This window comes from Candidatus Hydrogenedentota bacterium (genome assembly GCA_019695095.1).
In the GTDB taxonomy this organism is placed as follows: Bacteria; Hydrogenedentota; Hydrogenedentia; order Hydrogenedentales; family SLHB01; genus JAIBAQ01.
In genome coordinates this window covers 1-25,864 of record JAIBAQ010000088.1, presented here as the reverse complement: position 1 = coordinate 25,864, position 25,864 = coordinate 1, and the positions used below count along the sequence as shown (strand labels likewise).

General features: G+C 57.3%; 18 protein-coding genes. 5 read left to right on the top strand and 13 right to left on the bottom strand.

The genetic code is table 11. From position 1 onward, the window contains the following. Positions 1-135 precede the first annotated feature (135 nt). From K1Y02_15150 to K1Y02_15130, 5 genes are all read right to left on the bottom strand, one after another. Positions 136-1,233: a prepilin-type N-terminal cleavage/methylation domain-containing protein gene (locus tag K1Y02_15150; GenBank protein MBX7257696.1), complete on the bottom strand. Its 1,098-nt coding sequence runs from the start codon at positions 1,231-1,233 to the stop codon at positions 136-138. Between the two features lie 192 nt (positions 1,234-1,425). Further along, on the bottom strand, positions 1,426-2,247 hold the full coding sequence (locus K1Y02_15145; GenBank protein MBX7257695.1) for an alpha/beta hydrolase: 822 nt from the start codon (positions 2,245-2,247) through the stop codon (positions 1,426-1,428). 26 nt (positions 2,248-2,273) lie between these two features. Next, the gene (locus K1Y02_15140; protein MBX7257694.1) at positions 2,274-2,600 is read right to left on the bottom strand and encodes an SCP2 sterol-binding domain-containing protein; all 327 of its coding nucleotides are present in this window, start codon (positions 2,598-2,600) and stop codon (positions 2,274-2,276) included. A gap of 332 nt (positions 2,601-2,932) precedes the next feature. Then, positions 2,933-4,327: a hypothetical protein gene (locus K1Y02_15135; protein ID MBX7257693.1), complete on the bottom strand. Its 1,395-nt coding sequence runs from the start codon at positions 4,325-4,327 to the stop codon at positions 2,933-2,935. A gap of 217 nt (positions 4,328-4,544) precedes the next feature. Continuing rightward, on the bottom strand, positions 4,545-5,906 hold the full coding sequence (locus K1Y02_15130; GenBank protein ID MBX7257692.1) for a hypothetical protein: 1,362 nt from the start codon (positions 5,904-5,906) through the stop codon (positions 4,545-4,547). 71 nt (positions 5,907-5,977) lie between these two features. On the opposite strand from K1Y02_15130, the gene K1Y02_15125 reads away from it, so the two are divergent. The 3 genes from K1Y02_15125 to K1Y02_15115 all read left to right on the top strand — a co-directional run bounded on the left by K1Y02_15125 (position 5,978) and on the right by K1Y02_15115 (position 9,923). Next, entirely contained in the window at positions 5,978-6,877 is a 900-nt protein-coding gene (locus K1Y02_15125; protein ID MBX7257691.1) for a decaprenyl-phosphate phosphoribosyltransferase, read from the top strand. Between the two features lie 311 nt (positions 6,878-7,188). After that, on the top strand, positions 7,189-8,460 hold the full coding sequence (locus K1Y02_15120) for a glucose-1-phosphate adenylyltransferase (GenBank protein ID MBX7257690.1): 1,272 nt from the start codon (positions 7,189-7,191) through the stop codon (positions 8,458-8,460). After that, a complete protein-coding gene (locus K1Y02_15115) occupies positions 8,457-9,923 on the top strand; it encodes an MFS transporter (protein ID MBX7257689.1) in 1,467 nt (488 codons plus the stop codon). The genes K1Y02_15120 and K1Y02_15115 overlap by 4 nt, the downstream gene beginning before the upstream one ends. Here the strand turns inward: K1Y02_15115 and K1Y02_15110 are convergent. The 7 genes from K1Y02_15110 to recO all read right to left on the bottom strand — a co-directional run bounded on the left by K1Y02_15110 (position 9,889) and on the right by recO (position 21,380). Next, the gene (locus tag K1Y02_15110; GenBank protein MBX7257688.1) at positions 9,889-10,689 is read right to left on the bottom strand and encodes a sulfite exporter TauE/SafE family protein; all 801 of its coding nucleotides are present in this window, start codon (positions 10,687-10,689) and stop codon (positions 9,889-9,891) included. The genes K1Y02_15115 and K1Y02_15110 overlap by 35 nt on opposite strands. Before the next feature lie 287 nt (positions 10,690-10,976). Continuing rightward, positions 10,977-14,285, bottom strand: coding sequence for an IPT/TIG domain-containing protein (locus K1Y02_15105; GenBank protein ID MBX7257687.1), 3,309 nt, complete (start codon positions 14,283-14,285; stop codon positions 10,977-10,979). Positions 14,286-14,663: 378 nt separating this feature from the next. Then, positions 14,664-16,175, bottom strand: a complete 1,512-nt coding sequence (locus K1Y02_15100; protein ID MBX7257686.1) for a sulfatase-like hydrolase/transferase — start codon at positions 16,173-16,175, stop codon at positions 14,664-14,666. A 186-nt stretch (positions 16,176-16,361) separates the two neighbouring features. Next, positions 16,362-17,465: a radical SAM family heme chaperone HemW gene (gene hemW, locus K1Y02_15095; protein MBX7257685.1), complete on the bottom strand. Its 1,104-nt coding sequence runs from the start codon at positions 17,463-17,465 to the stop codon at positions 16,362-16,364. Continuing rightward, positions 17,449-18,810: a signal peptidase I gene (gene lepB / locus K1Y02_15090; GenBank protein ID MBX7257684.1), complete on the bottom strand. Its 1,362-nt coding sequence runs from the start codon at positions 18,808-18,810 to the stop codon at positions 17,449-17,451. The genes hemW and lepB overlap by 17 nt, the downstream gene beginning before the upstream one ends. A 1-nt stretch (position 18,811) precedes the next feature. After that, positions 18,812-20,629: a translation elongation factor 4 gene (gene lepA, locus K1Y02_15085; protein MBX7257683.1), complete on the bottom strand. Its 1,818-nt coding sequence runs from the start codon at positions 20,627-20,629 to the stop codon at positions 18,812-18,814. A 43-nt stretch (positions 20,630-20,672) separates the two neighbouring features. Then, positions 20,673-21,380, bottom strand: coding sequence for a DNA repair protein RecO (gene recO / locus K1Y02_15080; GenBank protein ID MBX7257682.1), 708 nt, complete (start codon positions 21,378-21,380; stop codon positions 20,673-20,675). 475 nt (positions 21,381-21,855) lie between these two features. Between recO and K1Y02_15075 the strand changes: the two genes are divergently transcribed. Beyond that, positions 21,856-22,602: a hypothetical protein gene (locus tag K1Y02_15075; protein MBX7257681.1), complete on the top strand. Its 747-nt coding sequence runs from the start codon at positions 21,856-21,858 to the stop codon at positions 22,600-22,602. Between the two features lie 42 nt (positions 22,603-22,644). Here K1Y02_15075 and K1Y02_15070 read toward each other — a convergent pair whose 3' ends face one another. Beyond that, entirely contained in the window at positions 22,645-23,736 is a 1,092-nt protein-coding gene (locus K1Y02_15070; GenBank protein ID MBX7257680.1) for a type IV pilus twitching motility protein PilT, read from the bottom strand. A 295-nt stretch (positions 23,737-24,031) separates the two neighbouring features. Here K1Y02_15070 and K1Y02_15065 point away from each other — a divergent pair, with 295 nt between their 5' ends. Further along, positions 24,032-25,651 carry a hypothetical protein gene (locus tag K1Y02_15065; GenBank protein MBX7257679.1) on the top strand — a complete coding sequence of 540 codons (1,620 nt, stop codon included), beginning with the start codon at positions 24,032-24,034 and terminating at the stop codon, positions 25,649-25,651. Positions 25,652-25,864 lie beyond the last annotated feature (213 nt).

The window sequence follows — 25,864 nt, the reverse complement described above, 5'->3', positions numbered from 1 at the left end:
CCGGCCCGCAGCGCATGCAAGACCGGACTCCGGCGCTCTGCCCAAATCCCTTTCCCGCACAAGGGCACCCCCCTTTTTCGTGTTCTGGCCTACCCTACGTTTCTGGAGTCGCTTCGTTCGCTACCTGAGCCCTGGTCAGAACGATGACGGAGGCAGATTCAATCCGGTGTAATACGGATCGTTGGGGTAGTACCAGTAGCGCGGTTCGAATGTCGTTCCCGGCAATCGGTTGCCGCACCACGGCGGAACGTTGAGCAGCGGGAAATTGTCGTATACGTTCAAGCGCAGGAATTCGATGAAGTTTGCCGTGTAGGGCAGTTTTGCGTAGGTGTCGGGGTACCTCTTGTTCTCGACGTGACCGTCTAGATACAACACATTACCGCCAATCGGCTGATGGTTGGGAACGACGAGCCCTTGCTCCGAAACCGAATCGAACATCACCGGAATTTCGCTCTCGGAGACGGACGTCATTGCCGCGTTGTTGATATCCCGAATGAACAACCTGCCCACGCCCGAGCGCGTGCGATAAAACGTGTCGCTTCCTCCCGGCCCATGCCCGCCTGGCACCGCCAGATCGCGGTTCATGAAATCGGTCACGCCGAGCACCATCAGACGGGACAATTCATCCACGAGGAAGAGCCCCTGCTCTTCCGTGACCACCGCATACGGCAAATACGTGTACATCTGGTTCGTGACGCAATCGACGTCGGGTCGGAGTCCTTCAAGCTTCTTCAGATCCCAATAATACGGGTTATCCTGGTTCGGGTCCGTATTGGGGATGTTGGTGTACAGATTGGGATCCAAATGTTCTGGCGCAAAGGTCTCATCCATGTACCAGCGGTCGGTAGCACCGCCGTGAGCGGGTAACCCGGACCGGCAAATAAGCACTTCAAGGCTGTCCAGATAATCCGGGAAAACCGATTTCGTGTCGAAAATGAAGTTGTTTCGGACCAACTGACGGTTGTAGTAGAGATTCCCCGTGGTCTGCGTTGTGGTGAAGATTCGCTCGCCCCAGTAGCCATTGGCCGCGCCGGGCGGGAGCAAGTCCGAGTTCTCGCTAGAATACATCGTGAAAACAAGACCCATTTGCTTCAGGTTGTTTGTGCAGTGAGCCCGGCGGGCCGCCTCGCGCGCACGCGCCAAAGCCGGAAGCAAGATGGCGGCTAGAATCCCAATGATGCTCACCACGACGAGCAGTTCAACGAGAGTAAACCCAGCCTGTTTACGTTTCATGACGTGATTTCCTTGCTCGCGGGCTAGAGACACTTCTCCGCGCCGCTCCATAATCGGACTTGTCACAAAAAATCCGATGTCACACTGACCCTACTGAATTCAGAGTATCACTGGTCCGGTTGCGTGTCAACAATGAACCGTTGGTGAATAGTCAGCTCTTAGCGCAACAAGCCCCGGCCTTTTCACTCCAGACTACCGAGCGCCGGCCCGGTTGGACGCGGCCGCCTGAGGGCCGATGATGTGCGTAAGCCACAGGAAGACCTGGTCGACACTGGCAGGTTCGGCATCCAGTATGTCAGTCCCATGGGCGGCGCCTCCATACTCCCGGAGCTCACAGAAACCCGGAGCGAGCGCTTTGAGCGTAGAACAGGACGAAGCGGAGTAAGAGTCGCCTGTCGATGTGAGCATCAAGGACGGACGTTTTCCGTAGGCAACCATATCGGGTTCGATTTCGATTCCGTGGTAGTCGAGCCCTGGCGACAGCATCACGACGGCTTGGATGTCTGCGTGTTCAACCGCATACCGCAACGCGAGATTTGCGCCAATGCTTGCGCCCACGATGGCGATGTTCTCAGGATCGTTACCGCGTTTCAGCAGGGCGGATTTGGCGGCATCGATGTCCTGAAGCGCCTTAAGCCACTCTCCGGTGTCAAATGACTTGTATGACAGGTCCGTATCGCCGGGGCCTCGCGAATCTCCGTGGCCGCGCAAGTCAATGGCCAGCGACGAATAGCCTTCACGTTGCGCACGACGCGCAAAACCTTCCCAGATGCTCCGGTCGGCGCCAAGCATGTGAACGAGGACTAAGCCCGGGGAACCGGGCTTCTCCGCGGGATACAAAGTAGCCGCGATACGGTAGCCATCTGATGTGGTCAGGATTTCGTTCGAGGGAGGAGGGAGTGTGGCGTTCTGAGTGCGCCCCCCGCACGCCGCGGCAAGCAGGGTCAATACCATCACGCATGGCACGAGACGACACATGCCAGATAGGTACGTAAAACGGCGGAGGAACCGCAAGACTGCAGCTCCTCCGCCGGTACGATTTAACCGAGCGCGAATACGCTTTGGAGCTTCATGGCAAGGCTCATGTCACCCTTGATCTTGAGCTTGCCGGTAAGAAACGCCGTCTGGCCGCTAAGCTGTCCGGTGACAATCTTAAGCCAGTTTTCGTCCGACGCCGTAAGCGTGATGCTGGGAGACTCCGACACGCCCTGGTTTACTTCCGCCTTGCCTTCGGCAATCTTGACGTACCATTGGCCGCCACCCTCACCCTGGATGTCGAACTGGTACGTGGCGTTCATGCCCCCAATCTTTGTCGGGTCCACCTTCCCGGAGAGTTCCGCGAAGAAACCTGCCACCGAGTCTGCCATGGTACTTATACTCCTCCACAGTTGTGATTAGGCCCAGCCCAACCGACCATGTTCCGCCGCCAAAGGCGCCGCAAACCAACATTCTTCATACTCAGCCGCATTCGCGGCACTGCATACGATTCCTGCGCACGCCAGCCACGGAAACACCCCATCCTGACCAACCGTCAGGATGCCGGATTCCCGTGCAAGAAACCCGGCCCGGGCCTTACCCTAGGGGGCATGGCGGCTTAATCTAGCACAGCGCATTCGAGTCGGTCAACGCCGAGACTCGAATTCTGCTACGAGCACGCAGTAAACCCTGCGACTTGAAGAGTCATTCCCGGAGGCTCGGCTCAAGGTTTCGCAATGAGGGCAATCCACATGCCGTTCGCAGGAGGTTTGAGTTCAATAACTGATTTATTACCAATATCTTGCCAATCACCCCATTCATTATGAAGAATGTCAAGCCACCGGAGAGACAGGGAATCGCCGTGGCCGGAGAGATCCAACTGCACGGACCCTTCCTTGGGAAAGTACACTACGTACTGGTCGGTATCGACACGCGAGACATAGGCTTCGTTGGGTTCACGCTGAAGGAGCAGCTTGCTGGCGGCATCCGGTGTGGCGCGCGGAAACTCGAAGACGTCCGCGAGCATTCGCGCGCTGCGGATATTAGCCTGGGCTAATTCATTCAAGCCAAGCCCGGAATCCGGCCGGTGAAAGCGTACTCCGGCGGCTCCGCCGATCAGCCCCCGCCAAAACCGTTCGAGCCCATCCTGGCCAGTCCCGAATTTGCCGGTATCCGCCCCGTAGATTTTCACGCAATTGAGGGGGCGAGGATGCGAGGCGATCCGTTCGCGCACCCACGCGAGGTTATCCCAATGCGCCTGCCCTTTGTTATGGTTGTTCTGCGAGATGTCCGCGAACGCGTACGTTTCGGGGTGGTCAAGCGTATGTCGGTGAATCGGATCCTTTAGGTCCCAGGCATCCCACATTTCCGTCGTGTACACATCGACGCTCAACTCCGCCGCTTTCTTCTTGATGTACTCGCTCCAATACGCACCCCATTCGGGCTTGCCGCTGGTTTCGTTGTCCATGCAATACAAAACGTTGGGAAAGCGCAGCGACACCGACAGCATTCGGTCCACTTGTGCCCGCTGGTACTTTAGAACCGTTTCGTTGTTCTCCAGCGACGGGACTGTCCGGAAAAAGGGATTGGCATTGTTGCCGGGGTGATCCGGGTAATCGTTCTTAAGGCGGCTCGCCTCGGGTGTGTAGTTGACGTTGTTGGCGGGGCGGAACGGATTGGCCTGCCAGTACTTCATGGCGAAATCGAACCGATCCCAAAGCTCAATCTGCACGATGATGTCGCGATCGCGAGCAAGTTGAAGCAACGATTCGAGCCGGTCGAAATACTCGTCGTTGAGTTGTTCTAAGTCATACTTCCCGTCTTCCCGCTTCTGGAAAGGCCACACATTCCCCTCGTCACGCGAACTCATCGTATTTCGAACGTAGTTTCCGCCGGCATCTGCAAGGATGTCGAGATGCTCAGCCAAATCGGGAATCTGAAAGAGGTTGTCTTCCTTGGAGCCTCCCAACAATACGATGGGCTTCCCTTTGTAGGCCCAATAGCGCGGGTTGTCGGGCCACGGCTGAATGCGCGCGCTTGCTATAGACTGCGCCGACGCAACGCCTGAAGCCAGAAGCATCAGCGCAAGAACGCGAATCAGCGATAATCGAGACACCATAGAAAAAACCTCCGCTATCCCGGATTTCTCACGAACACACCGGACCTTCTCTCGTAACCAGTTCGTTCGCGAGACTTATTGCGAAAGACTAGGCCGTACTCCGAATACACAGTGTGATCGCGAGAAATCCTCGTGGCATAACCTCAAAGTCTTGCACGTGAGCAATTTGCGTCGGGGCTCATTCGCGCCGGTGCAAAGTGCGGACTATTGACACTTCCTATTCAAACCGCATCCCAAAGACCGTGGCATGGCGCAGCCGCACACGAAACGCCGTTTCGTCTTCCTCGCGGAGCGAGCCTGCATTCGTGATAGGCACACTTACGTCTTCTCCATCGACGTTCTCCACGCGGCCCAAGACCACCGGCTCCTGCCCGGCCGTGGGCCCCTGAGCGGATACCTCGACCCAGCCATCGCGCGCATCGACGTTTAAGGACAGTCCCTTGCTGAATCCCTTCACAGGCCGCGTCACAATCCATCCATCGACCTCCGCTCTCACCCCGGCAAGCCTCCCCGGCTTATACGTTGCCGTCACCATGCCGCCGTCTTTCCAAGTGGCGAAATGCAGTACCCCGCGGTATTCGAAGGGATCCGCGTACGCCCAAAACCCAAGATCCGTATCGCGGTACGGACGCTGCCACTCAATACCGTCCTTGCTGACGAGCAACTCGTGCTTCAAGATAGCACTGTGCTTTCCTGGCAGCTTGGGATCGGCGTAGTACTTCATGATCAGCCCTGCGTAGGCATCACCATAGCGAAACGCCTTCATCAGGTAAAACTCGCACTCCGGAGCATCCTGCGCGTCGGGGCGTAAGAAGACTTCTTGTGGACTCCATGTATCCAGGTCTCGCGATTTGCGCAGGGCAATGACTCTCTTCTGCTTCTCGATGTTGTCGATATAGGGTTTGTCCGGCCATGCCTCCAGCTTAGTCTGATACAAGAGGTACTCGTCCCCTACCTGCATCAGCGTGAATGCATCGTTGGTTTCCGTGAACACCGTGCCGGGGCGCTTTTCCCACGCCAGACCGTCCGGCGACGAGGCACGCATGGCCCCTGCCTTTCCCGTCTCGTCAGGCTGGTCCCAGAACAGCATCTCGTAGGCGGTTCCCACGCGCAGGATTTGGAACACGTTAAAGCCGCCCCAAGTCGGCTTGTGCGGAGAACGGCGCATGGATACGTTATTCGGACCACCCCACGGCAAGGAGTCTGCGCCAATTGCAGGGAGCGTCCAGCCGGAATCGGTGAAATCGCCCACACACAACGTTCTCTGGTCCGAGTATTCTTTTTCCTGCTTGTCTACCCGCTGATACCAGACTCGCGTACTGCCGCCCAGGGGGATTGCCGCCACCGGCATGTACCAAAGGCTGGGGCGCGAGGGGTCTTTGGGAGCCATCACGATCCCCTTCTCGGGAAGTTGGGCGGTCTGAACCACACCCTCGGACTGCGCCACGTCTTCAGGAAGGAGAAAACACAGGTTTCCCCCAGCCATCGCGGGCAAGCAAGGGCACGCGACAGCGACGACTGCCATAAGGCACCGCATCGCGCGCAAGACACCGATATGACTGCGGCTATCTGGACCCATTAGACACCTCCGGTTTTGTTCATATTGCGACATTCTTGACATGCCCCCCACGGCTCAGGAAAGATCGAGGCATGACCAAAGAAACTTCCCGCATCGCACTTTACGCGGGCGCCCTCCGCATTTACCAGTGGCCGAAAAACCTCGTTGTATTCGCCGCGCTTGTCTTCGCTCAAGACTTGACCGATACCGCGCGCGCCGCGCGGAGCATTGCAGCCTTCCTCATTCTGTGCGCCGTCTCCAGTTCGGTCTATGTGCTGAATGATATCGTCGATATCGAAAAGGACCGCGCACACCCAGAAAAGCGGCATCGTCCCATTGCGAGTGGCGCGATTTCGTTGAAAGCTGCGGGCGTTCTTATGGCAGTCCTGTTGGTAACAGGTTTGGTTTTCTCTTACACGCTAAGCCCGTTTTTTCTCGTCTCGGTTCTAAGTTATCTGGCGCTCAACGTAGCGTACACCTTCTGGCTCAAACGCGTCATGATTATCGACGTCATGGCCATTGCCCTCGGATTCGTGATTCGCGGCGTGGCCGGCGCAATAGTCATCGACGTCAGTTTCTCCAACTGGCTGGTGGTGTGCACGCTGTTTCTGGCCTTGTTTCTTGCGCTCGGAAAGCGACGCCGTGAAATCGGGCTACTGGAAGCCGAAGCGTTGCATCACCGCGAGGTGCTTGGGCATTACTCTGTGCCTTATCTCGACGCATTGATGGTCATTCTTGCCGGAACAACCTTGCTCACCTATACCATCTATACGTGTTCGCCGGAGGTGGTTCAACGCACCGGAACCGATAAGCTATACATCACGTTGCCCTTTGTTGTGTATGGCTTGTTCCGGTATCTGTATCTAGTTCATCATAAGCGCGGTGGAGGCGATCCCAGCCGGACGCTTGTGAAGGATATTCCGATTCTTGCGACGGTGCTGTTGTGGGGACTGACTTGCATAGCCATACTCTACGGTACGCGCCTCTGGTGAGTGAAAGGGCCCGCAAAGGCCTGGTCATAGTCCGCGATTTGCATCGGCGCGATTGAGCGCCGAAGCAAATCGCTCACGTGCAGTACTTTGAGGTTATGCCATGAGGATTTCTCACGAAAACGCTGTGCGTGCGCAGGACCGTCGTATTTTTCGTTGCACGTCTCGCGAACACGCGAGTAACGAAATAGGCTCGCGCGTGTTCGTGAGAAATCCGGGATAGCAGTACAGAAATTCAAGCGCAGTAAAATAGATGTACACCAAGGGGGTGGCGTATGCCGTCGAGAAATACGGTTCTTCGGGTAGCAACTGAAATCAGCGACGTGGTCGCGTTGGTCCTTGGAGGCGGACGCGGCAGCCGTCTGTATCCCTTGACCGCCGAACGCGCGAAACCCGCCGTGCCGCTGGCAGGCCGTTACCGTCTCGTCGACATTCCCCTGAGCAATTGCATCCACTCGGCTATCAAGCGCATCTACGTGTTTACGCAATTCAACAGTGCTTCTCTGCACCGCCACATTAACAACTCCTACAAGTTCGACATCTTCGGGCGGGGTTTCATCGAGATTCTCGCCGCCGAACAAACCGTGGAAAGTGGAGACTGGTACCAAGGCACTGCCGACGCCATCCGCAAGCAGGTCCGAGAACTGGATCACCTCAATGCGAGCCATTTCCTCATACTCTCCGGTGACCAGTTGTACCGCATGGACTATCGCACCATGCTGGAGACGCACATTCGCGCCGATGCGGACATCACTGTCGGCGTTATTCCTGTTACGCGCGAAGCTGCCGGCGCATTTGGCGTGCTCAAGGTGAATGCGGAAGGCGCCATTACCGAATTCGTCGAGAAACCGCGAACCCCGGAGCTGTTGGATTCGCTGATTACGCCGCCATCGGTCTTTTCGGAAGCAGGCCTCGAAGCCAACGGGCGCGACTATCTCGCGTCGATGGGTGTGTACTTATTCAAGCCCGAAGTACTGATTCGAATTCTCCGTGAGGAGAAGGCCTGGGTTGACTTCGGTCATGACGTCATCCCCAATTCGCTGAAGCGCCTCAAAGTGCAATCGCATTTATTCTCGGGATATTGGGAAGACATCGGGACTGTGCGTTCCTACTATGAGACGAGCATTCTCTTGACGGGCCCCAGTTCGCCCTTCGAGTTTCACTTGCCCGGCCAGCCGATCTATAGCCGCCCACGCTTCCTTCCAGGTGCGCGCGTAGAAAGAGCGGAAATCTCCAACTCCGTGATATGCGAAGGCTCCACGATCATCGGAGCTCGTGTGTCGGACTCGATTGTGGGTATTCGTTCAATTATTCAAGACAACGCGACTATCGAGCGTTCGGTACTGATGGGTTCCGACTACTTTGAAGGCGAAAAGGAATCCACCAGCGCTATCCCGATGGGGATTGGCGCCGGCTCCGTCATCAGCCGCGCCATCATTGACAAAAATGCGCGGATAGGTAAGAACGTTGTGATTCGAGGCTCCGACGGCATGCCCAACGCCGACGGCAGCGGTTATGCGGTGCGCGATGGGCTCGTAATCGTGTTGAAAAACGCAACGATTCCGGACGGCGCGAGGATCGAATGAGCGTTACCCGGCGGCGTGAGTTCACATGGTTTGAGGGCTTGGCCTTCCTCTTGTCCGCCATCGGAGTACAACTCTGTAGCGAATTCATCGCCCAATGGGGGCCGTACTTCTATTCGCCAACCGAAGGCGGCGCCCGAACCATCTATGTGGCACTCGGCTTCATTCTTCCGATGTTCGTTGTTGCGCGTCTGTTCGATGCCATCACCGATCCGTTGGTCGGCGTATGGTCGGACGAGACGCGTCCCACGCCCGGACGCCTGCGTCTCATCCCGCTGTTTGGACGCCGCAGACCTTTCATATTCTGGGGATCCATCTTGATGACGTTTACCGGGATCGCATTCTGGTATCCGCCCTTCAACCGCGAAACCGCGCTGAACTTCGTATACGGCACAGTTCTCCTGTGTCTGCACCTTGGGCTCTTCACAATCTGTGTTGTGCCGCTCAATGCGCTCGGCCCCGAGGTCGCCCGCTCCAAAGAGGCGCGTGTCAAACTTGGCCAATGGACGGCCGTGGGCATGATCCTCGGTCTCGCCATCGCCGCCGTGCTGCCGGGCGTATTGCTCGACGCCCTCGATCCCGCGCGTCGCGCGCCGGTGCTCCCGGGTGAACGTCCCGCCTACTCGGCAGTCGGCTATCAGTATGTGGCGATTCTATTCGCCTTGGTATCGCTGGCCGTATTCCAATTCGCGGTGTGGGCCGTCAAGGAACGCTTCGACGAAAAGCCGCAGAACGGCAAGTCCGCTACGGTCGGAACGGTGATGCGCGACATGTATGGCACTCTGCGCAACAGCGTCTTCCGTAAGTACATTGCCGCCTTCTTTCTCTTTTCCGTCGGCTTTCTGGCGGTTCAACGTATTCTACCCAACTGGGCGGAAGTCGGATTAGGCGGCGACGAAGGCACCGTCACCAAGATGATGTTGCCGTTCATTGCGTCGGCGTTGCTCACGGCGTTTGTATTGGCGCCGCTACTATCGAAATGGATGGCAATGAAATGGCAGCTCTTTCTTGCCTTTCTGCTCATCATTTTGGGCTTGCCCATGATGTATCTCATCGCGGTATGCGACGTGTCGGCCAGCACAAAAGCTCTGTTGGGCAGCGCGCTGTTCTTTGTCTGCGGAATCGGCCAGGGAATTCTCTACGTGCTTTACACGCCGCTTCTCGGCGAGATCATCGATCTCGATGAGCAGCAAACCGGGCAACGCCGTGAAGGCGCCTACTGGGGCATGCACGGGGTTGCATTTAAGGCCGGCCAGGCAGCGTCTGTAGCCGTGTCTAACCTCTGCATGAGCACGCTCGGCAACTCGGTCGACCGGCCCCTCGGCATTTTGATGGTCGGCCCTGTTTCCGGCGTCATCGCGTTACTGGGACTGCTCGTCGTATGGACCTATCCCATCCTCAGCGTCACCCACGCAACCACGCAAGAATTGCTCACCGAAGAGCCTGGTATGCGAGTCGGACGCTAATCACCAACAACAATACGCCCATAATCAGCTTTCGCCGTGGCAATGTCAGCATGCGCTCCAAGCGGATGCCGGGCGGTCCCGCAATCTGCGCCCCGATGAACACGAGTGGAGCCAACGCAAAATTGACGTGTCCCATCGTGTAGGGGAGGTCCAGCGATGCTTCTGCGCGCAGATGAGCCACCGTGCCCGCGAAGCCCGTGGCAATCATCACCATGTTCGACAGCGCCACGGCGCGCTCATTGGTAACGACACCGGCTATTAGCGCGAGAGGAATGAGAACGAGTCCGCCGCCGGTCCCTGTCGCGCCTCCGACAATTCCTGAAACCGCGCCGATCGCTATCGTCGCGGGTGTGCGCCTTCGAACCTCCTCGGCATGCACCACACGCGGACGAATCAGAAAAGTTCGCAGCGCCGCCACGACAAGAAACGCTATGAAGATCCAGAGCACGACATCATCCGGCATCAGCGATGTTACCCACCCTCCGATATATCCCCCGACAATACTCCCGAGGGCCATCACGAACGCCAAGCGCCACAGGTCCTTGTCAATGCGGGTTCGCAAGCGCCACGTGTTCAGTATCACCACAAAGAAGATGATGAACAGACTCGTACCCTTGGCGGTGCGCGCATCCATGCCCGCAACAAACGTCATAAACGCAGGAACCATGAGAATCCCACCACCAAGACCCAGCGCAGAGCTAATAAGGCCCACACCAATCCCGAGGACAGCCATTCCCACGGCAAACTCTATGCTAAAACCAGGCATAACCCCTCACAACCAAAGTTGATTCAAGGACGTCCATAGAGAGTACACGTTTGGCCGATGGATAAGAAATGAAGGCGTGAGGCAGCGCTTGCTCCGGCTACCCCGGATTTCTCACGAACACACTTGAATCTCTCTCGAAACTAGTGTGCTTGCGGGACCTGCTGCGAAAAACAAAGCGGTTCTCCCAAGACCGAGTGTTTTCGCGAGAAATCCTCATGGTATACCCTCAACGTCTTGCACATGAGCAATTTGCGTCGGCGCTCAATCGCGCCGGTGCAAATTGCGGACTACCTCTGTGTTCTGTCGAGCGGTACATTCAAACCGCTAACCGCAACATTCATCGGCTGACTACTGAGCGCAAAAGCTTTCGCTTCGTTTATCCGAAACTTGGCAACGCTATATTCGGGCAACGGCTGGGTCGCCCGCCATGAAAGCAAAACCACATCCCCACGAATTGCCTCGCGAGATACAGACATGATCACCAAATCAACCGAGGATGGCTCCGATATGTGATGCGAGATACGATACGTAGCAGCGACGGAGGATTCGAAGGGTTGCACGGCTTCCCACTGGATGCGAGTTGAGGGGACTGCCTTGACTTGTGCGAGCACCAAACCCACGGACGAATCCGGCTCAGCATCGATGCGAAGCGCCACGACTCCTTGGTACTGATCCGCAGCCACGGACACACTCGTGAGCGCGAGCTTCACCGTGCTACGCGCGGTATACGCGAAACCGCCCGGCAAGACACCCGACAGACCCGCCGCAATGTTTTCGACCCTCACGTCCACCGCACCTTCACGCTCATTCGCGGCGGGCGGCGCTTCGACCAGCAGGGTCTCCGCGCTGGTAACTTCCAAGCGCGATGCCGCAATCTGGCCGAACAGCACCCGCGATGACGGGGCAAAGTTTCTGCCGTTCACAATAACGCGCGTACCCCCCTCAAGCGGCCCTCGACTCGGTTCGAGGAAATCGACGTGCGGAGCGTCGACATTCGGCAATGGGCTTGGGTCCGCGCCATCGAAGATACCGTCGCCGTCCGAATCGGGATTCAACGGGCTCGTTTCACCGGGATTCGCGATTCCATCGCGCGAACGATCCTCTTTGCCATCGGGTATTCCGTCGCCATCCGTATCGGCATTCAATCCGTCCGTCTCTCCTGGATCGACTACACCGTTTCCGTTTTTGTCTTCGACGTCGTTGGGCAGGCCGTCGCCGTCGGTATCGTTAAGTCCCGATCCTGCCTCCGAAAGCCACGTAAAAAGGTCGCCCGCAAACAGGCGATTTGAGATCGTCTGCATTGCGGAAGTCTCAACGGGTGTGGGTGAGGCCAAGATCGCGATGCGACCGTTGCCGTATGCGCCCGCCGCAAACACGGCGAGCCCCTTCTCTTCCGGATCGGGTACAAGGACTGCCCGCCCGTCCGCGACGCGCATCCGCATCCCATCGGTTATACGAAACCCATCCCAATGCCGCGCGGGAAGATTTGAGGTGCGAGCCGCGAACGACCCACTGACAGCCTTTTCGGGCTCCAATTCAACTCCGATCGGATTGAGCCAGCGCGCGAGGGATCGTGGTCCTTCTTGCGTTATGTGCTGCCCCAGGAAGAGTAACGCGCCTCCGTCGGATACGAAATCCAGCAGCGCTTGCCGAGTCGAGACCCCGCGTCCTGCGGCTTCGGCGGTGAGCACAATCACGGAGACATCTCGAGGAAGTTTCGGTATTGGGTTTGTTTCGACTCGGTGACTGAAGCGGTACGGCGGTTGTGCGAGCAAGTCCGCGAGTCCCTTCATGCGCCACGGATCGGATTCGTCCCGAAGCGATTTCTGCGGGGCATGATCGTCAAGCAGCCACAGAATTCCCCGTGGATTGCGGCTGGGCGGCAAAACGCGCACGGATATGGATCGCGGACTGCCTGTAGCCTGAAGACCGGGTGTCGCGCCTTCCAGAGCAACGGTAATTGTGCCCCAAGCGCCATCACCCGACCGAAATCGAGCTGGATCGACGCCTACATAAAACCAGCCCGGCAGCCGGCCGGTTCGAGGGTACACGCGCAACCACGGCGCAATCGCCGTGTTCACGTCCAGTCTCCACGTGGAGTTCTCACCGAAGGGTGATTCTAACCGCACGGAACGTACATCCTGCCCAATGCCTTCGCCGCGAAAATCGACCGTAATAGGCGTAATCAGATAGGGAGAAGCCTTCGTAGGTTCCACGTCAATTCCATCGCGCAGCCCATCTCCGTCCGAATCGGGCTGCGACACTATGGCGCCAAACCGGACTTCATCTGCATTCCCAAGACCATCCTGGTCGCGGTCCCCGACAGCGGGCAAGGCGAGAACCGGACTAATCTCCGCAACAAACCCGGTCTGAAGATGGACGGTGTGTTCGATTGCGGCAGTGAGCGCATCGACGAAGTGTACGCATCCTGCTTCGCCTACGGCCACGCGAGTACCCAGCCATCGGAGCGCCCCAATCTCCGAATCGAACGTGATCGAGCCTCCACCCGGTTTCCCGTCACGCCACAATTCCAGCCGATTCCCCACTGCCACGCCCAAGTCCATGCTCGTTTCGCAGGGGGCAAGCATAATGCCGTGCGGCGCGTCGGCAAATGAGTATTCGGCAGATTTTTTCAAGCCATTGGCTGTCTCGATTAGGACAGCGTATGCGAAGCCCTCGCTTCGGGATCGTGTGGTCACCCAGCAGGCTCCCGAAGTTGTGGGGTGAAGCGCGGACTCGTCGCCCACGGCATCGCCAGGGAACTCCACCTCACCAGGCATAAGACGGAACGTCTGCGTCTCAATGGCAATCAGAGTGGATCTGCGCGTCATCCCTTCGGGCGCGTACCCCGAAAAGAGCGCAAAGAGCACGTCTCCCTTGGGAGTCGTCGCCAAACACGCTGGATCGTAGGAGTCAATGGGGCTCGGCATTGGCAAAGCCTCGGCCAAGACTTCGCCGCGTGTGACCTCGCGCACGTGAATAGTGGCCACTCCCACGTCCGTCCGGCATAAGATAGCCACCGCCGCACGTCCGGGAATGGCCATGCACGCGACGGGTTCTCCCGGTAACAACCAGGCCGAATCCTGAGGCGCAAACAACGGCGCGGGGTCAGTCGCGAGCCTGCGAGCTCGAATCTGCCAAGGGGCTCGGTCACCGATTCCCCCGCTTTTTGCGAACGACACGAAGACAGATTCGTGCGACTGGGGGTCATCGACAAGCGCGTGCAGTTGTGGTTTTGCGACGGCCAATCCATCGAGACTGACTTCCGGTTGCAGGGCAAGAGGAATCGCGCGCGAAAGCGAGATGATCGGCTGAGACTCGCGCAACGCCTCGTTTCTCGCCACCGTGACGCTGATCGCAAGATTCCCGTCAGGAGTCATGAGAACTGGTCCCGAGATAGCGTCGCCGGGAAGCAACTGGGGAAGCGCACTAGGCGTGGACTCACGCAAGTCGACGGTTTGCGCATACACACGCACGGCCTCGCGCGCCGCCGTAAGCGTTGTCGTGTGCACAAGAAGCGTCTGCGCATGCGCCACTGCAAGTACGCTCACGCCCACGATGGAGAGAGCCAGCAGCCGTTGTGCGATGCGCTTCATACGTTATCCCCGTAGCCAGAAACGAGCCTTTATCGCGGATTTCTCACGAACACACGTGACCTTCTCATGCAACCAATGCGTTTGCGAGACTAACGTCGAAAGACTTGGCAGTTCTCCGAAATCCGAGTGTGTTCGCGAGAGATCCTTATGGCATGACCTCAAAGTCTTGCACGTGAGCAATCTGCGTCGGGGCTCAATCGCACCGATGCAGATTGCGGACTATCCTACGCTGTACGGGGACACGCGTGCACTCATGGCAATTTCGAAAGCCACCAACGCCGGCGCAATAGATCTACGCGAGTGAAAGGCCGGAGAAGCGCGTGTTCGCGCACAATGAGAGTGGAGCAGCGAGTCCAAGCGCCATGGTCTGCTCTGGTCTTATGATTCGCCGACGTTGTTTTTCTTGCCGTTTCCTGCCGGGAGGTCTTCTCTCGCGTATCCCTTCGCGTAATCGGCCCGGCAGCGCGCTTCAGTCTTGTCGGGGTCTTCTCCGACTTCGTCTACCAAGGCGGCGTGCATAGCCGCAATTCGCTCCGCATGCTCGGGAAGACTTGCGAGATTGCGGAACTCGCCCGGGTCTTCCTGGAGATTGTAGAGTTCGCGCTGAGATGGGTGATCCGCGTCCGGCGCGGTGTGATATACGTACTTGAAATGCCCGGTGCGAATCATGGCATAGCCTGACGCGACGTTGTGGGCGTAGTACTCGCTCACAGCCATGTCCTTCCACGGCGCATCGTTCGCATCCAACAACGGCAACATCGAATGACCGTTCCAGTCGTTCGGCGTCGCGCCACCGCTCAGTGCCACGATGGTCTGCACCACATCCACGAGGGAACAGACCTGCGCACGGCGCTGGCCGCCCCTCCAACGCGCCGGCCACGAAACGATAAGCGGAATGTGCGCGGCGGATTCGTACATGCAGTTCTTCCACCACAGGCCGTGTTCGCCCATGTTCTCGCCATGATCCGACGTGTAGATGACTACGGTATTGTCGGCTACGTCGCTGGACGCTAACGAGGTCAAGACCTTGCCGATCTCATCGTCCACCCACTGTACGAAACCATAGTAGAGTTCTCTGCCTTTTCGCACGACCTCTTCCGGCACGTCCTCGAAATTGAACCCAATGCGCAGGTGCCTGTAATTCAGCGGCAAAGTGTCATAAAAGCCCTCGGGAATCACCGGCATCGGAACCTTTCCGCGGTAGGCTTCGTAATACTGCTCAGGCACGATCAATGGAAAGTGTGGAGCCAGATATCCTGACAGCAAAAAGAACGGCGCGTCTGTCTTTTTGCGGTCGTTCAGGAATGCAACGGTACCCTCGGTCACCTTCCTATCGTGTGTCATCACGGACGACGTATTGCCGGTGCGAAAATCACCAAATCGATCCGATATGCCGGGTTTCGGAGTGAGGTCATCGGGCTTTCGGCGTTCTCCTTTTCCAGTCTTTCTGCCCTGGTTCATGTTGCCGCCGATCTCCGTGAACCCATACCGTCGCGTGGCATCGTAGTGCATTTTTCCGCAAAGGAAGGGCTCGTAGCCCGCACTCGCCACGACACGCGCCAAAGAAGGATAATCGTCGGAAGGTAGCCAGCAGTCATTGCTCCACGCCCCGACGCGCGAAGCGTATTTTCCCGACGTCAAGGAGAGCCTCGACGGCACACAGAGCGGTGAATTGCAGTAGCAGTTCTCGAACAAAACACCGCGACCGGCAAGGGCATCGAGGTTTGGCGTATGGCTGATGCTATTGCCGGCACAACCCATTACCCCCGCATTGTGCTCGTCCGAAATGAGGAGGAGAATGTTGGGCGGCCGATTCTCCGTGGACACGGGTTCCGCGTTGCTGCGCTGTGCAATGACCGCCGCGGCAAGACCTGCACCAACGTTTTCCATGAATCGACGTCGTGTATACCGGTTTGTTGCCATGCGCACGCCCCTCCTGTCCTCTTTCCTGTAGCGAACCACTCCCTGCAGCACGTGGCGAGTCCCCGTCTATCGTGGCCTCACCTTTCGCGCATGTCAATACCTCTCTCCCCGGTTCAGAGCTTGGGGCTCGACTCTCAGATTCGCTTCTCACCCTTATCCCACGAGCGCCAGGCCAATCTCGTTGTTCAGCTCGAAGCCTTTTGGAGTTGGGCGAATGAAGCCTTCTGCCTCCAGCAACAGGCCTCGCGCAACGAGGCCCTGTAAGACCGGTCCAAAATCGGAATCGAGTGATGCACCAAACCGCGCCTCGTAATACGCCTTCTCCAATCCGCGCTTGAGGCGAAAGTGCTGAATCAACGTCTCCACTCGCACCTCGCGCTCCGATAGACGAATCGATTCCTGCTTCGATCCGGGCGCGGCAATGTACTCGTCGGTCTTCACGCAATTCCGCGACCGTACGCCGCTTAAGTACGAGTATGCCGCGGGGCCAAATCCCGCATACTCTTCGTTGTGCCAGTAGCGAAGATTCAGCGCGCATTGAAAGCCGGGGCGAGCGAGATTGGAGACTTCATATCGCTCGTACTCGTCGAGCACGGCATCGACTTCGTGAAACTGATTCAGATACGTTTCGTCGTCAATGGCCTCGTTGGCGCGCTTGCCAAAGGGAGTGCCCGCTTCATACGTCAAGCCGTAGGCGGATACGTGCGCGGGTTGAAACGAACGGCAAGTCTCCAAAGTGGCGCGCCATTCCTCCAATGGCGGCACACCGAAAATGAGGTCCATGTTCCAATTCGGAAGACGTTCCGCGACCAGTCCGCACGCGCGACGTGCGCCGTCGGCGTCGTGCCGACGACCCAAATAGCGCAACGCTTCGTCGTTGAAGCTTTGCACGCCCATGCTTATGCGATTGACGCCGCTCGCCGTCCACGCATTCATCAACTCTGGGGTGACATCGTCCGGATTGGCTTCGAGCGTCACCTCGGCGTCGGGCGTCAACGAAAACCGCGCGCGTAGCGCGTCCATCACGCGAGCGAAGTCGTCAACCGCGATCAAGGAAGGCGTGCCCCCGCCAAAGAACACCCCGTCGACTTCCGATGCGCCGTCAAATGCATCGATTTCGCTGCAAAGAGCGTTAAGAAATGCGGGGGGTACCGTCCCCTTGATGGGGCGCTTCACAAAATCGCAGTAGGGACAAATGGTGCGACAATATGGAATGTGAACGTAAACGCCGATCAACGGACTACGTGGCGTTTCCATGGTCGCGCACCTTGCGCGCGCGTTGCGGCGGCCACCACACGATGGAGACGGTTCCGACGAGACAGTCCTCCGGCAACCATCCAAATACGCGGCCATCCGGCAACTTTGTGTCTGCGTCGGTCAAGACAAGGTACTGATTGTCGGGAACCGTCGACTTCTTCTTGGTAGTCCACTCCGCGTCGGATTTCGCGCTACCCGTTTCGCCCACACGCTGGCCTTCGACGATCACCGTTCCGTCTTCGACTTTCACTGCGTCACCGGGAAGCGCCACAAGACGTCCAAACGCGACTTCGATTTGTTCGTCGTTACGCGTAGAATCGGGCAACGTGTAAGCGACGACGGAGCCGCGTTTTGGCAGCTTTTTGCCGACGCGTGAGTTGGAGAACGGCAACCGCCATCCGAACGCGGCCCGGTTGATCCACACATGATCGCCATCGCGCAGAAGCGCCTTTAACGGAGTGCGTTTGATGCGCCACGGCAACATGAAGAACGACCGGCTGAGTTCATACGCAACCAGCAAGATCGGAATTCCCGCGATGAGCAGCATTCCCCACCATGTCTTGGTGAATCCGGTAAAATCCCGCCGATTCTTGATCGGCCACCAGACGCACGACGCGCGACCCAGCAGATGATCGTGAGGCACCCACCCAAAGAAGCGGCCGTCCTGGCTTCGTTCGCTGTTGTCGCCCAGCATCAGGTAGTTGCCGGGCGGAATCAGCGAGTATTGATCTGTCGGAATGATGCCGTATTTGTATGCAGGAAGCTGCTTGTCGAGAATCTCGTAGGCCCTGCCGCGTTCTTGTTCCGGGTAGCTCCTTAAGAATTGGTCAAGCTCTTCCTGCGAGAGATACGGCCCCAGCGTGTAATACACGTCTGGCATCGAATCTGGCAATTCAAGCGCCTTGCCGTTGATGTAGACCTTGCCGTGATCGATGTGGACACGTTCGCCGGGCAACCCGACTACGCGTTTGATCAAAACCTTGTTCGGACTCTCCGGCTCCACAGAACGGAACACCACGATGTCCCAGCGCTTCGGCTCACCCAATTTGAAGATCCGGATATTGGTGAAGGGGACGCGGGGGCCATAAATGAGTTTGTTCACGAAGACACGATCGCCGACAAAGAAACCGGGATCGCCGTGCAACGTCGGTTCCATGGAACCCGAAGGGATGCGAAATGGTTGAACGAACAGCCACCATACGGTGAGCACCAGCGCAATGAGCTTCACCCAGCTCTTGAAATTGTCCCAAGTCCAGGGCCCGGTGAAAGCCTTGATGAATCCGACTAGAAAATCGAGGGCCTCGCCCTGGGATTCGCCCTTGGTCTGCTTTCCTTTTGCTGCCACGTCAGCGGTCCGATTCTTCGCCAACGCGCAACAACGCCATAAACGCTTCTTGCGGCACTTCGACGCTGCCCACCTGTTTCATGCGCTTCTTACCCTCTTTCTGCTTTTCGAGCAGCTTGCGCTTACGCGTGATGTCGCCGCCATAACATTTCGCCGTGACGTTCTTGCGAACGGCCTTCACCGTCTCGCGGACGATAATGCGACTTCCGACCGCAGCCTGGATAGCGACTTCGAATTGCTGTCTCGGAATCAGCGACCGCAGCTTGGACGCAAGCGTGCGCCCGACCCATTCAGCGCGGTCCTTGTGAACAATCGACGACAGCGCGTCCACCGGCTCGGTGTTGAGCAGAATGTCGAGTTTGACTAGCTCTCCGGGGCGAAATCCGATCAGGTTGTACTCGAGCGAGCCGTATCCGCGCGAAAGCGTCTTCAACTTGTCGTAGAAATCAAGCACGACTTCCGCCAACGGCATCTGATACACCGCCAGGCTGCGCCGCTCGTCCAGATAGTCTACGCGCACGTGAATACCGCGCTTCTTCTTGCACAGGTCGATCACGCCGCTCAAATACTCGGTCGGGCAAATGATCTCCGCCTCGATATACGGCTCTTCAATCGTCTCGATATCGTTCGGCGCGGGCATCTTCGACGCGTTTTCGATGACGAATTGCGTGCCGTCCTTCTTCGTGATTCGATACGCCACGTTCGGAACCGTCGTGACCAGCGTCAGGTCGAACTCGCGCTCAAGCCGTTCCTGCACGATTTCCATGTGCAGCAATCCCAGGAATCCCAAGCGGAAACCGAAACCGAGCGCATCGGAACTATCTGCTTGATACTGGAATGAGGCGTCGTTGAGCCGCAGACGCTCCAGCGCGTCGCGCAATTCCGAGTAGTCCGTCGACGCAGCCGGATACATACCGCAGAATACGACCGGCAGCACTTCTTTGTACCCCGGCAACGGTTCTTCGGCGGGTTTGAAAGCATCCGTGATTGTGTCACCGATCTTTGTGCTTACCAGAGTCTTGATGTTGCAGATGAGATAACCGACTTCTCCGGCCTCAAGCATGTCGCCAGGCGTAATGTCGGGAGTGAACGTCCCCAATTCGACCACATCGTACTTCAAACCGTTGGACATGAATTGCACCTTCATGCCCTTCGAGATGCGGCCTTCCACCACACGAATGTAGACAACCACGCCGCGATACGAGTCGTATTTCGCGTCGAACACCAACGCCCGCAGCGGCTTCGACCGGTCGCCCTTGGGCGGCGGAATACGCTGAATGACCGCTTCGAGCGCGTTGATGGCGCCTGAGCCTTCCTTGCCGCTGGTCAGAATCGCATCGTCGGCGGGAAGACCGACCACGTTTTCGATTTGCCGCCGCACGGACTCAACATCTGCACTGGGGAGATCGATCTTGTTGATCACGGGGATGATGTCGAGGTTCTGATCGATTGCCTTATATGCGTGCGCGAGCGTCTGCGCTTCGACGCCTTGCGACGCGTCTACCAGCAGCAGCGCTCCCTCGCACGCCGCCAGACTTCGCGATACTTCGTACGAGAAGTCGACGTGCCCCGGCGTGTCGATCAGATTGAGCACATAATGCTGGCCGTCTTTCGATTTGTAGTTCAAGCGAACCGCTACCGCCTTGATCGTGATGCCGCGCTCGCGCTCGATATCCATCGTATCGAGCGCTTGTTCCTTCATCTTGCGCTCTTCTACCGCTCCGGTGATTTGGAGGAACCGATCGGCCAGCGTCGATTTTCCGTGGTCCACGTGGGCGATGATGCAAAAGTTTCGTATTCTGTTTTCTGGCGTCGACATCGAATTCCTGGGGGTGTGCGCTAAAGTCGCGTAACCGGTTTCCTCATCCAAACATCTGTTCGATAACCCGCAGACTGCGAAATTCGCAATCCACCTGACGGGCCGCGTAACGGCGAATGCTCTCAAACACGCGCGAATCCAATCCATTCGCAGGACACGCGCCGGGACTGGCCGCTATCGCCTGCAACGATTCAAGTTCTTCCATGCTCAACGTTCGGTCGGCCGGCATGCCGCTATCGACGACTCCGCTGTCGTACGAGAAGCGAATCGGACCGCTCGAAGACGATGGTTCGAGATTGGGCTCGAACCCCGACGCCGCCAGCATCCAGTACACAATCCAAGAGACATGGGCCTTTGCCGTGCCTTGCCACGCCGCCAAGTCCCGCAACCCATCTGCGAGCACGCGATACAACGCGTGTGACGGCTCGTCTTCCTGCGCTACACGAAGCGCAAACTCCAGCGGAAACGCGGCGTAAACCGATTTCTCGACATCGCTTTTCAGGGCGGTGAAGGCATCCAGTAGAGTCGCCTCGCCGAGTTTCTGAACGCTGCGGCCTTCTTTCCAATAATAAACGATTTCAACTCGATTGAACGTATCCAAAGCTGCCGCGAGCGGACTCTTGGCACGCCGCACGCCAGTCGCCATACACGCCAACTTGCCGCGTTCGGGCGTCAGAAACGTCACAATCCGGCTCGTCTCGCTGAAATCGACGCCGCGAATCACAATGGCTTCGCTTCGCTCTTGCGACACGCCTCCTCCCTTGTCCTCCACGGCCCACGCGCATCAATCGGAAAACACATGCGTCGCCTGCGCGTGCAAGGGGAATCGCTTTCCTACAGGCGGGCGTACCTCATCTACGCCGATCTTAACACCCCCGTCAAATCCGGCGCAAACGGCGAGAAAGCCGGCTTACCGAGGCTCCAGTCGAACGGTGAATTGCGAGACGTCCATCGTCGACCTCTGTGCCCGCGGGTCTGCGAACAGAGCGGTCACTCGCTGCGCAGATCTCTTGTGGTTCTATGCGCCATAGGAGGCGACTTGTTTGGCATCCATTTCTCATCAGACATCCTAGTTGTCCGCACCAATATCGCGCGAGTGCCCTTTTCGCTTTCATATCGTCGTGGTATAGTGCTTCTTAGCGATAGCATCGCATCTTTTTATGTAGCGCCGGATATTTGCGCAAGCACTTGTGATTAAAGCGGATAGACAATTGAAAGGGATAGGCATGGACCAACATACATATGACGAGATTGTGAAGATTCGTGAACAAGCCGAGAAAGAAATTGTGAGGGTAAGGCAAGATGCAGAAAGGGAGATTGAAAGAGCTTGGAAATACTACAGAATATATGCTGGGGGCGTAACAGCGCTCGTGATCGTCGGAGTATTTCTTGTTGGAAGCAATTTCTCGACAATTGTCGGGAACATCAAAGTCAAAGCTGAGACCGAACTTGCTGAGAAGGCAAAGGAACTGGAGGCAGTGTCCAAGAAGACTACAGATGATTTGGAGAATGCTCTAAATGAACAAGTTAGTTCATTCAAGACTCGGGCAAACTCAGATCTGCAGGCGGCAATTGAGGCTGCATTTCAGTCGGAGAACATTAGGACGCTTGTAGAGAAACAAGCCCAAAACTCTATCGGACAGATGACCGCAGACCAGATCAACAGTCTGGTTCATCAAGATTACACAAGTCTGCATCAGCGAGTCAGCGCGATGGAAGGCCAGCTTAAGGGCGTGCGTGAGTCAGTTGATCAACTAAGGCAACCCGTCTATTTATTCGGGAGAAGCGACGAGGCATCGAGAATCCAGTTGTCACCCACTTACTCAATTCCTGGATTAGACCAAGCAAGAACCCCTAGCAGTCTTTCTGGATCACTCCCTGTTCCCTCAATAGGTGATGACATCGACACGACCATTAACCTAGAAGACCTTAAACCCACAGGCAAATTGAGAGATTTGGCTGTCGGCAAGTAATCAGTGCCACGCGATACAAATGGGCACTCTTCATAATTTGCCTCACGCGTCCGCGGGCGGCTTATACGTAATTCCCGCCGCTTCCAGCGCTTTCACAATGCCTTCCTTGTCGACCGCCTTCTTCCAAGCCTCTTCGGCCTCGATGATTTCGCTTTTCACCAGCCGCACCAGTTCTTCGTTGAGCAGCGTCATGCCTTCCTTCTTGGCGGTCTGCATGATGCTCATAATCTGGCTCGTTTTCGCCTCGCGAATAAGCGACGACACGGCCGGGTTCACAATCAGCACTTCAATTGCCGCGACGCGTCCGCCACCCTTCTTCTTCAACAGGTTCTGGGCGACAACACCTTTTAACGTGCCCGAGAGCATCGTGCGAATCTGCTGTTGTTGGTCCGCCGGAAACTGATCGATTAACCGGTCGATGGTCGAGATGGCCGTGGTCGTATGGAGTGTCCCGAACACCAAGTGTCCGGTTTCCGCGGTCTCGATGGCGATGTGCGTCGTCTCGAGGTCGCGCATTTCGCCGACAAGGACAATGTCCGGATCTTCACGCAGCGCCGCGCGCAATGCCGCCTTGAAACTCTTCGTATGTGTCCCGACTTCGCGCTGATTGATCAAGCACCGCTTGTTCCGATGTACGAATTCGATGGGGTCTTCAATCGTGATGATGTGGTCGCTTCGCGTCGCGTTGATCAAATCGATCATCGCCGCCAGCGTGGTCGATTTACCGCTTCCCGTCGGTCCCGTCACCAGCACCAGCCCTTTCCCGAGATAGCAGAACTTCTTTACCGCTTCCGGCAGTCCCAATTGCTCAACCGTCAGGATTTCCGTCGGGATGAGACGAAACACCCCGCCCATTCCCTTGTGGTCCAAAAAGACGTTGCACCGGAAACGGCCATACCCCTCTAATTCGTACGCAAAGTCCGTATCGTGGACTTCGTTGAATTCCTTCTCGTTAGCAGGCGGCATGATCTCGTACAGCCACGTTTTAACCGTACCTGCGTCAAGTGTCTCCTCACTGCGCAAACCGACCACGGACCCGTCTTTCCGGAAGATGGGTTTGCACCCGGTGCACAAGTGCAAATCGGATGCTCCATGCTCGACCATGAGTTGGAAATATTTGTCCAAAGCCGCCATGCGTCTGTCCTCCCACAAATTCCAATTTTGAGGCTCACTACAACGCTACCACCCGGACCGGTCTGGCGCAAGCACGCTACGAATAGGCTGTCAACACAGCTTTAGGCTGGCGCGTTATGGTTGACGAGGAAGCATGCCATGCAATCACTGCGGTTGTGCGAGAGTGTGGCAGTTTTGTAATGGCGATCCTGTTACCGGGTACGTATAATTGGCTTGCGTCTGTTGCTCACGGCACGGGCGTTGTGTCTGTTTCGTTATTATTCGCAGTTTTGACTCCGGGAGGCGCAGAACCAGCATGAGGCGGCATCCGTATTCTTCCGTTGCAGTTTTCGCGTGGAGTGTCCTCGTGTTGGGTGGGTTCGCTCAAGCCGAACAAGTCAACCTGACAGTAGGCAACGGTTCCGGATATCCCGGCGGAAACGCCACCAGCCAAGTTACCATGAACGCAACGACCGCCCCGGCGGCCGTGAGCTTTCGCATTGGATTCGATTCGACCAAACTGACTGTGACCAACGTGCAGGCAGGCTCCGTGGTAACGACGGCCCAGAAAGACCTGGAATGGGATGTGCCGACTCCAGGTACGTTGGCTGTGGCCATTTTCGGTGTGAATGAAACCACCATCGCGAATGGCGCCCTGGCAACCGTGACGTTCAGTGTACAGGCTTCCGTCTCCACACCGAGCAACCTCGCACTCGATGGCAACACTCAATCAGCTTCCGGCGCGGACGGTCAGCCCTTGACGACGGCCATTGCCGACGGCGCGTTGAGCATCACGGCCTGCACTACCCCGGCCGTACCGACTGGAGTCAGCGCGACAGACGGCTCATTTGCGAATCGTGTTCGAGTCACCTGGAGCGCGAGCAGCGGCGCGACCTCGTACTTGCTGTACCGGTCAACGACGAATAATTCGGCGTCTGCCGCGCTCATTACCTCGGTCGTCGGTACGACCTACGACGATTTCTCCGCGGCGGCAGCCACCTCGGGGAGTTCCGGCGGGTGCGGTGGCGGCTCCTCAACGCAGTACACGACCTACTACTACTGGATTCGCGCGCAGAACCAGTGCAGCCAAAGCGCACTCAGCACGCCCGATTCCGGGTATCGCGGTCTGGCGAAATCCGCTTCGGACGCCACAGCAATCGAAATGGCGCTCCCAAGCAAGGCCACCGGCCCGGTCCTGCTGGATTCATCCCTCGCGCTGCGACTTTTCAGCGAGGAGCCCATAGACGTTTCGTCTGTTTGGGGCCGCGTGGAGACCGATTCGCTGCAGGATTCTACGGTCAGTTGGGTTCCAGTCGACGGCTCCGATACGGATGGCTGGGTGGTCTACACGCCGCAGATTGCATGGGTGCCCGGAGAGCTGATCTTCATGAGCGCCGGGGCATCGACTCAATCGGGTGTAGCCCTTCCGGCGCTCCAATACGTTTTCAAAGCCGACCCCGACGGCGCCATTTCGGAAATGGGCGCAAAGGGGGTTCTCTCGGGCGCATCATTGATGACGGTAAACACGCAGGACCTGCCCGAACTCAGTGAGGCCGTTGGCCCGGCGTATGCAATTGACCCTTGTTCCGTGTTCAGCGCTCCGCAGACCATCTCGATTCCTATCCCCTCGGGAATCGACCCCGCCGATGTGGAAGTCTACTACCTGGCCTCCTCCTCGGAGGGCCCGGTTTGGCATCGCGGTGAAAGCGTCGCTGGTTGGCTGCTCGAAAGTGCTGTGAAAGGCGACAGCCTGGCGGTCACAATCAGACACGGCGGCATCGTCTGCTTGGGCTATCGTGCAAACCTCGCCAACGTGACAACAGCAGGATTGGTGGATTCGAAGGGCGCCTTGGACAACGTCATTCTGACGGTCCTTGTGGTAGGCGCGCTGGCTATTGCGCATTGGCGCCGCTCTCGCCAAACTCAGAAGGTGTAGAACAACTCAGGACAGAGTGCACCGGTCTCTGCACTGAATATGTCCGAGATTACTGGCCACGTTACACAAGCCAGATCCTTCGCTATCGCTCTGGACAAGACCCCTCCTCGGTAAATGAAAGAACCGCGGACTACCCATCAGGCAATCCGCGGCGTATAAACTCGAAGTCTTTACTGCCTAGTAGAGCAATTCCGCCCAGCGCTCTCCGGCTTC

Coding starts and splice junctions, on each gene's coding strand:
- K1Y02_15150 (MBX7257696.1), bottom strand. CDS start 1,233: ATGAAACGTAAACAGGCTGGGTTTACTCTCGTTGAACTGCTCGTCGTG.
- K1Y02_15140 (MBX7257694.1), bottom strand. CDS start 2,600: ATGGCAGACTCGGTGGCAGGTTTCTTCGCGGAACTCTCCGGGAAGGTG.
- K1Y02_15135 (MBX7257693.1), bottom strand. CDS start 4,327: ATGGTGTCTCGATTATCGCTGATTCGCGTTCTTGCGCTGATGCTTCTG.
- K1Y02_15130 (MBX7257692.1), bottom strand. CDS start 5,906: ATGGGTCCAGATAGCCGCAGTCATATCGGTGTCTTGCGCGCGATGCGG.
- K1Y02_15125 (MBX7257691.1), top strand. CDS start 5,978: ATGACCAAAGAAACTTCCCGCATCGCACTTTACGCGGGCGCCCTCCGC.
- K1Y02_15115 (MBX7257689.1), top strand. CDS start 8,457: ATGAGCGTTACCCGGCGGCGTGAGTTCACATGGTTTGAGGGCTTGGCC.
- K1Y02_15110 (MBX7257688.1), bottom strand. CDS start 10,689: ATGCCTGGTTTTAGCATAGAGTTTGCCGTGGGAATGGCTGTCCTCGGG.
- K1Y02_15105 (MBX7257687.1), bottom strand. CDS start 14,285: ATGAAGCGCATCGCACAACGGCTGCTGGCTCTCTCCATCGTGGGCGTG.
- K1Y02_15100 (MBX7257686.1), bottom strand. CDS start 16,175: ATGGAAAACGTTGGTGCAGGTCTTGCCGCGGCGGTCATTGCACAGCGC.
- hemW (MBX7257685.1), bottom strand. CDS start 17,465: ATGGAAACGCCACGTAGTCCGTTGATCGGCGTTTACGTTCACATTCCA.
- lepA (MBX7257683.1), bottom strand. CDS start 20,629: ATGTCGACGCCAGAAAACAGAATACGAAACTTTTGCATCATCGCCCAC.
- K1Y02_15075 (MBX7257681.1), top strand. CDS start 21,856: ATGGACCAACATACATATGACGAGATTGTGAAGATTCGTGAACAAGCC.
- K1Y02_15070 (MBX7257680.1), bottom strand. CDS start 23,736: ATGGCGGCTTTGGACAAATATTTCCAACTCATGGTCGAGCATGGAGCA.
- K1Y02_15065 (MBX7257679.1), top strand. CDS start 24,032: ATGAGGCGGCATCCGTATTCTTCCGTTGCAGTTTTCGCGTGGAGTGTC.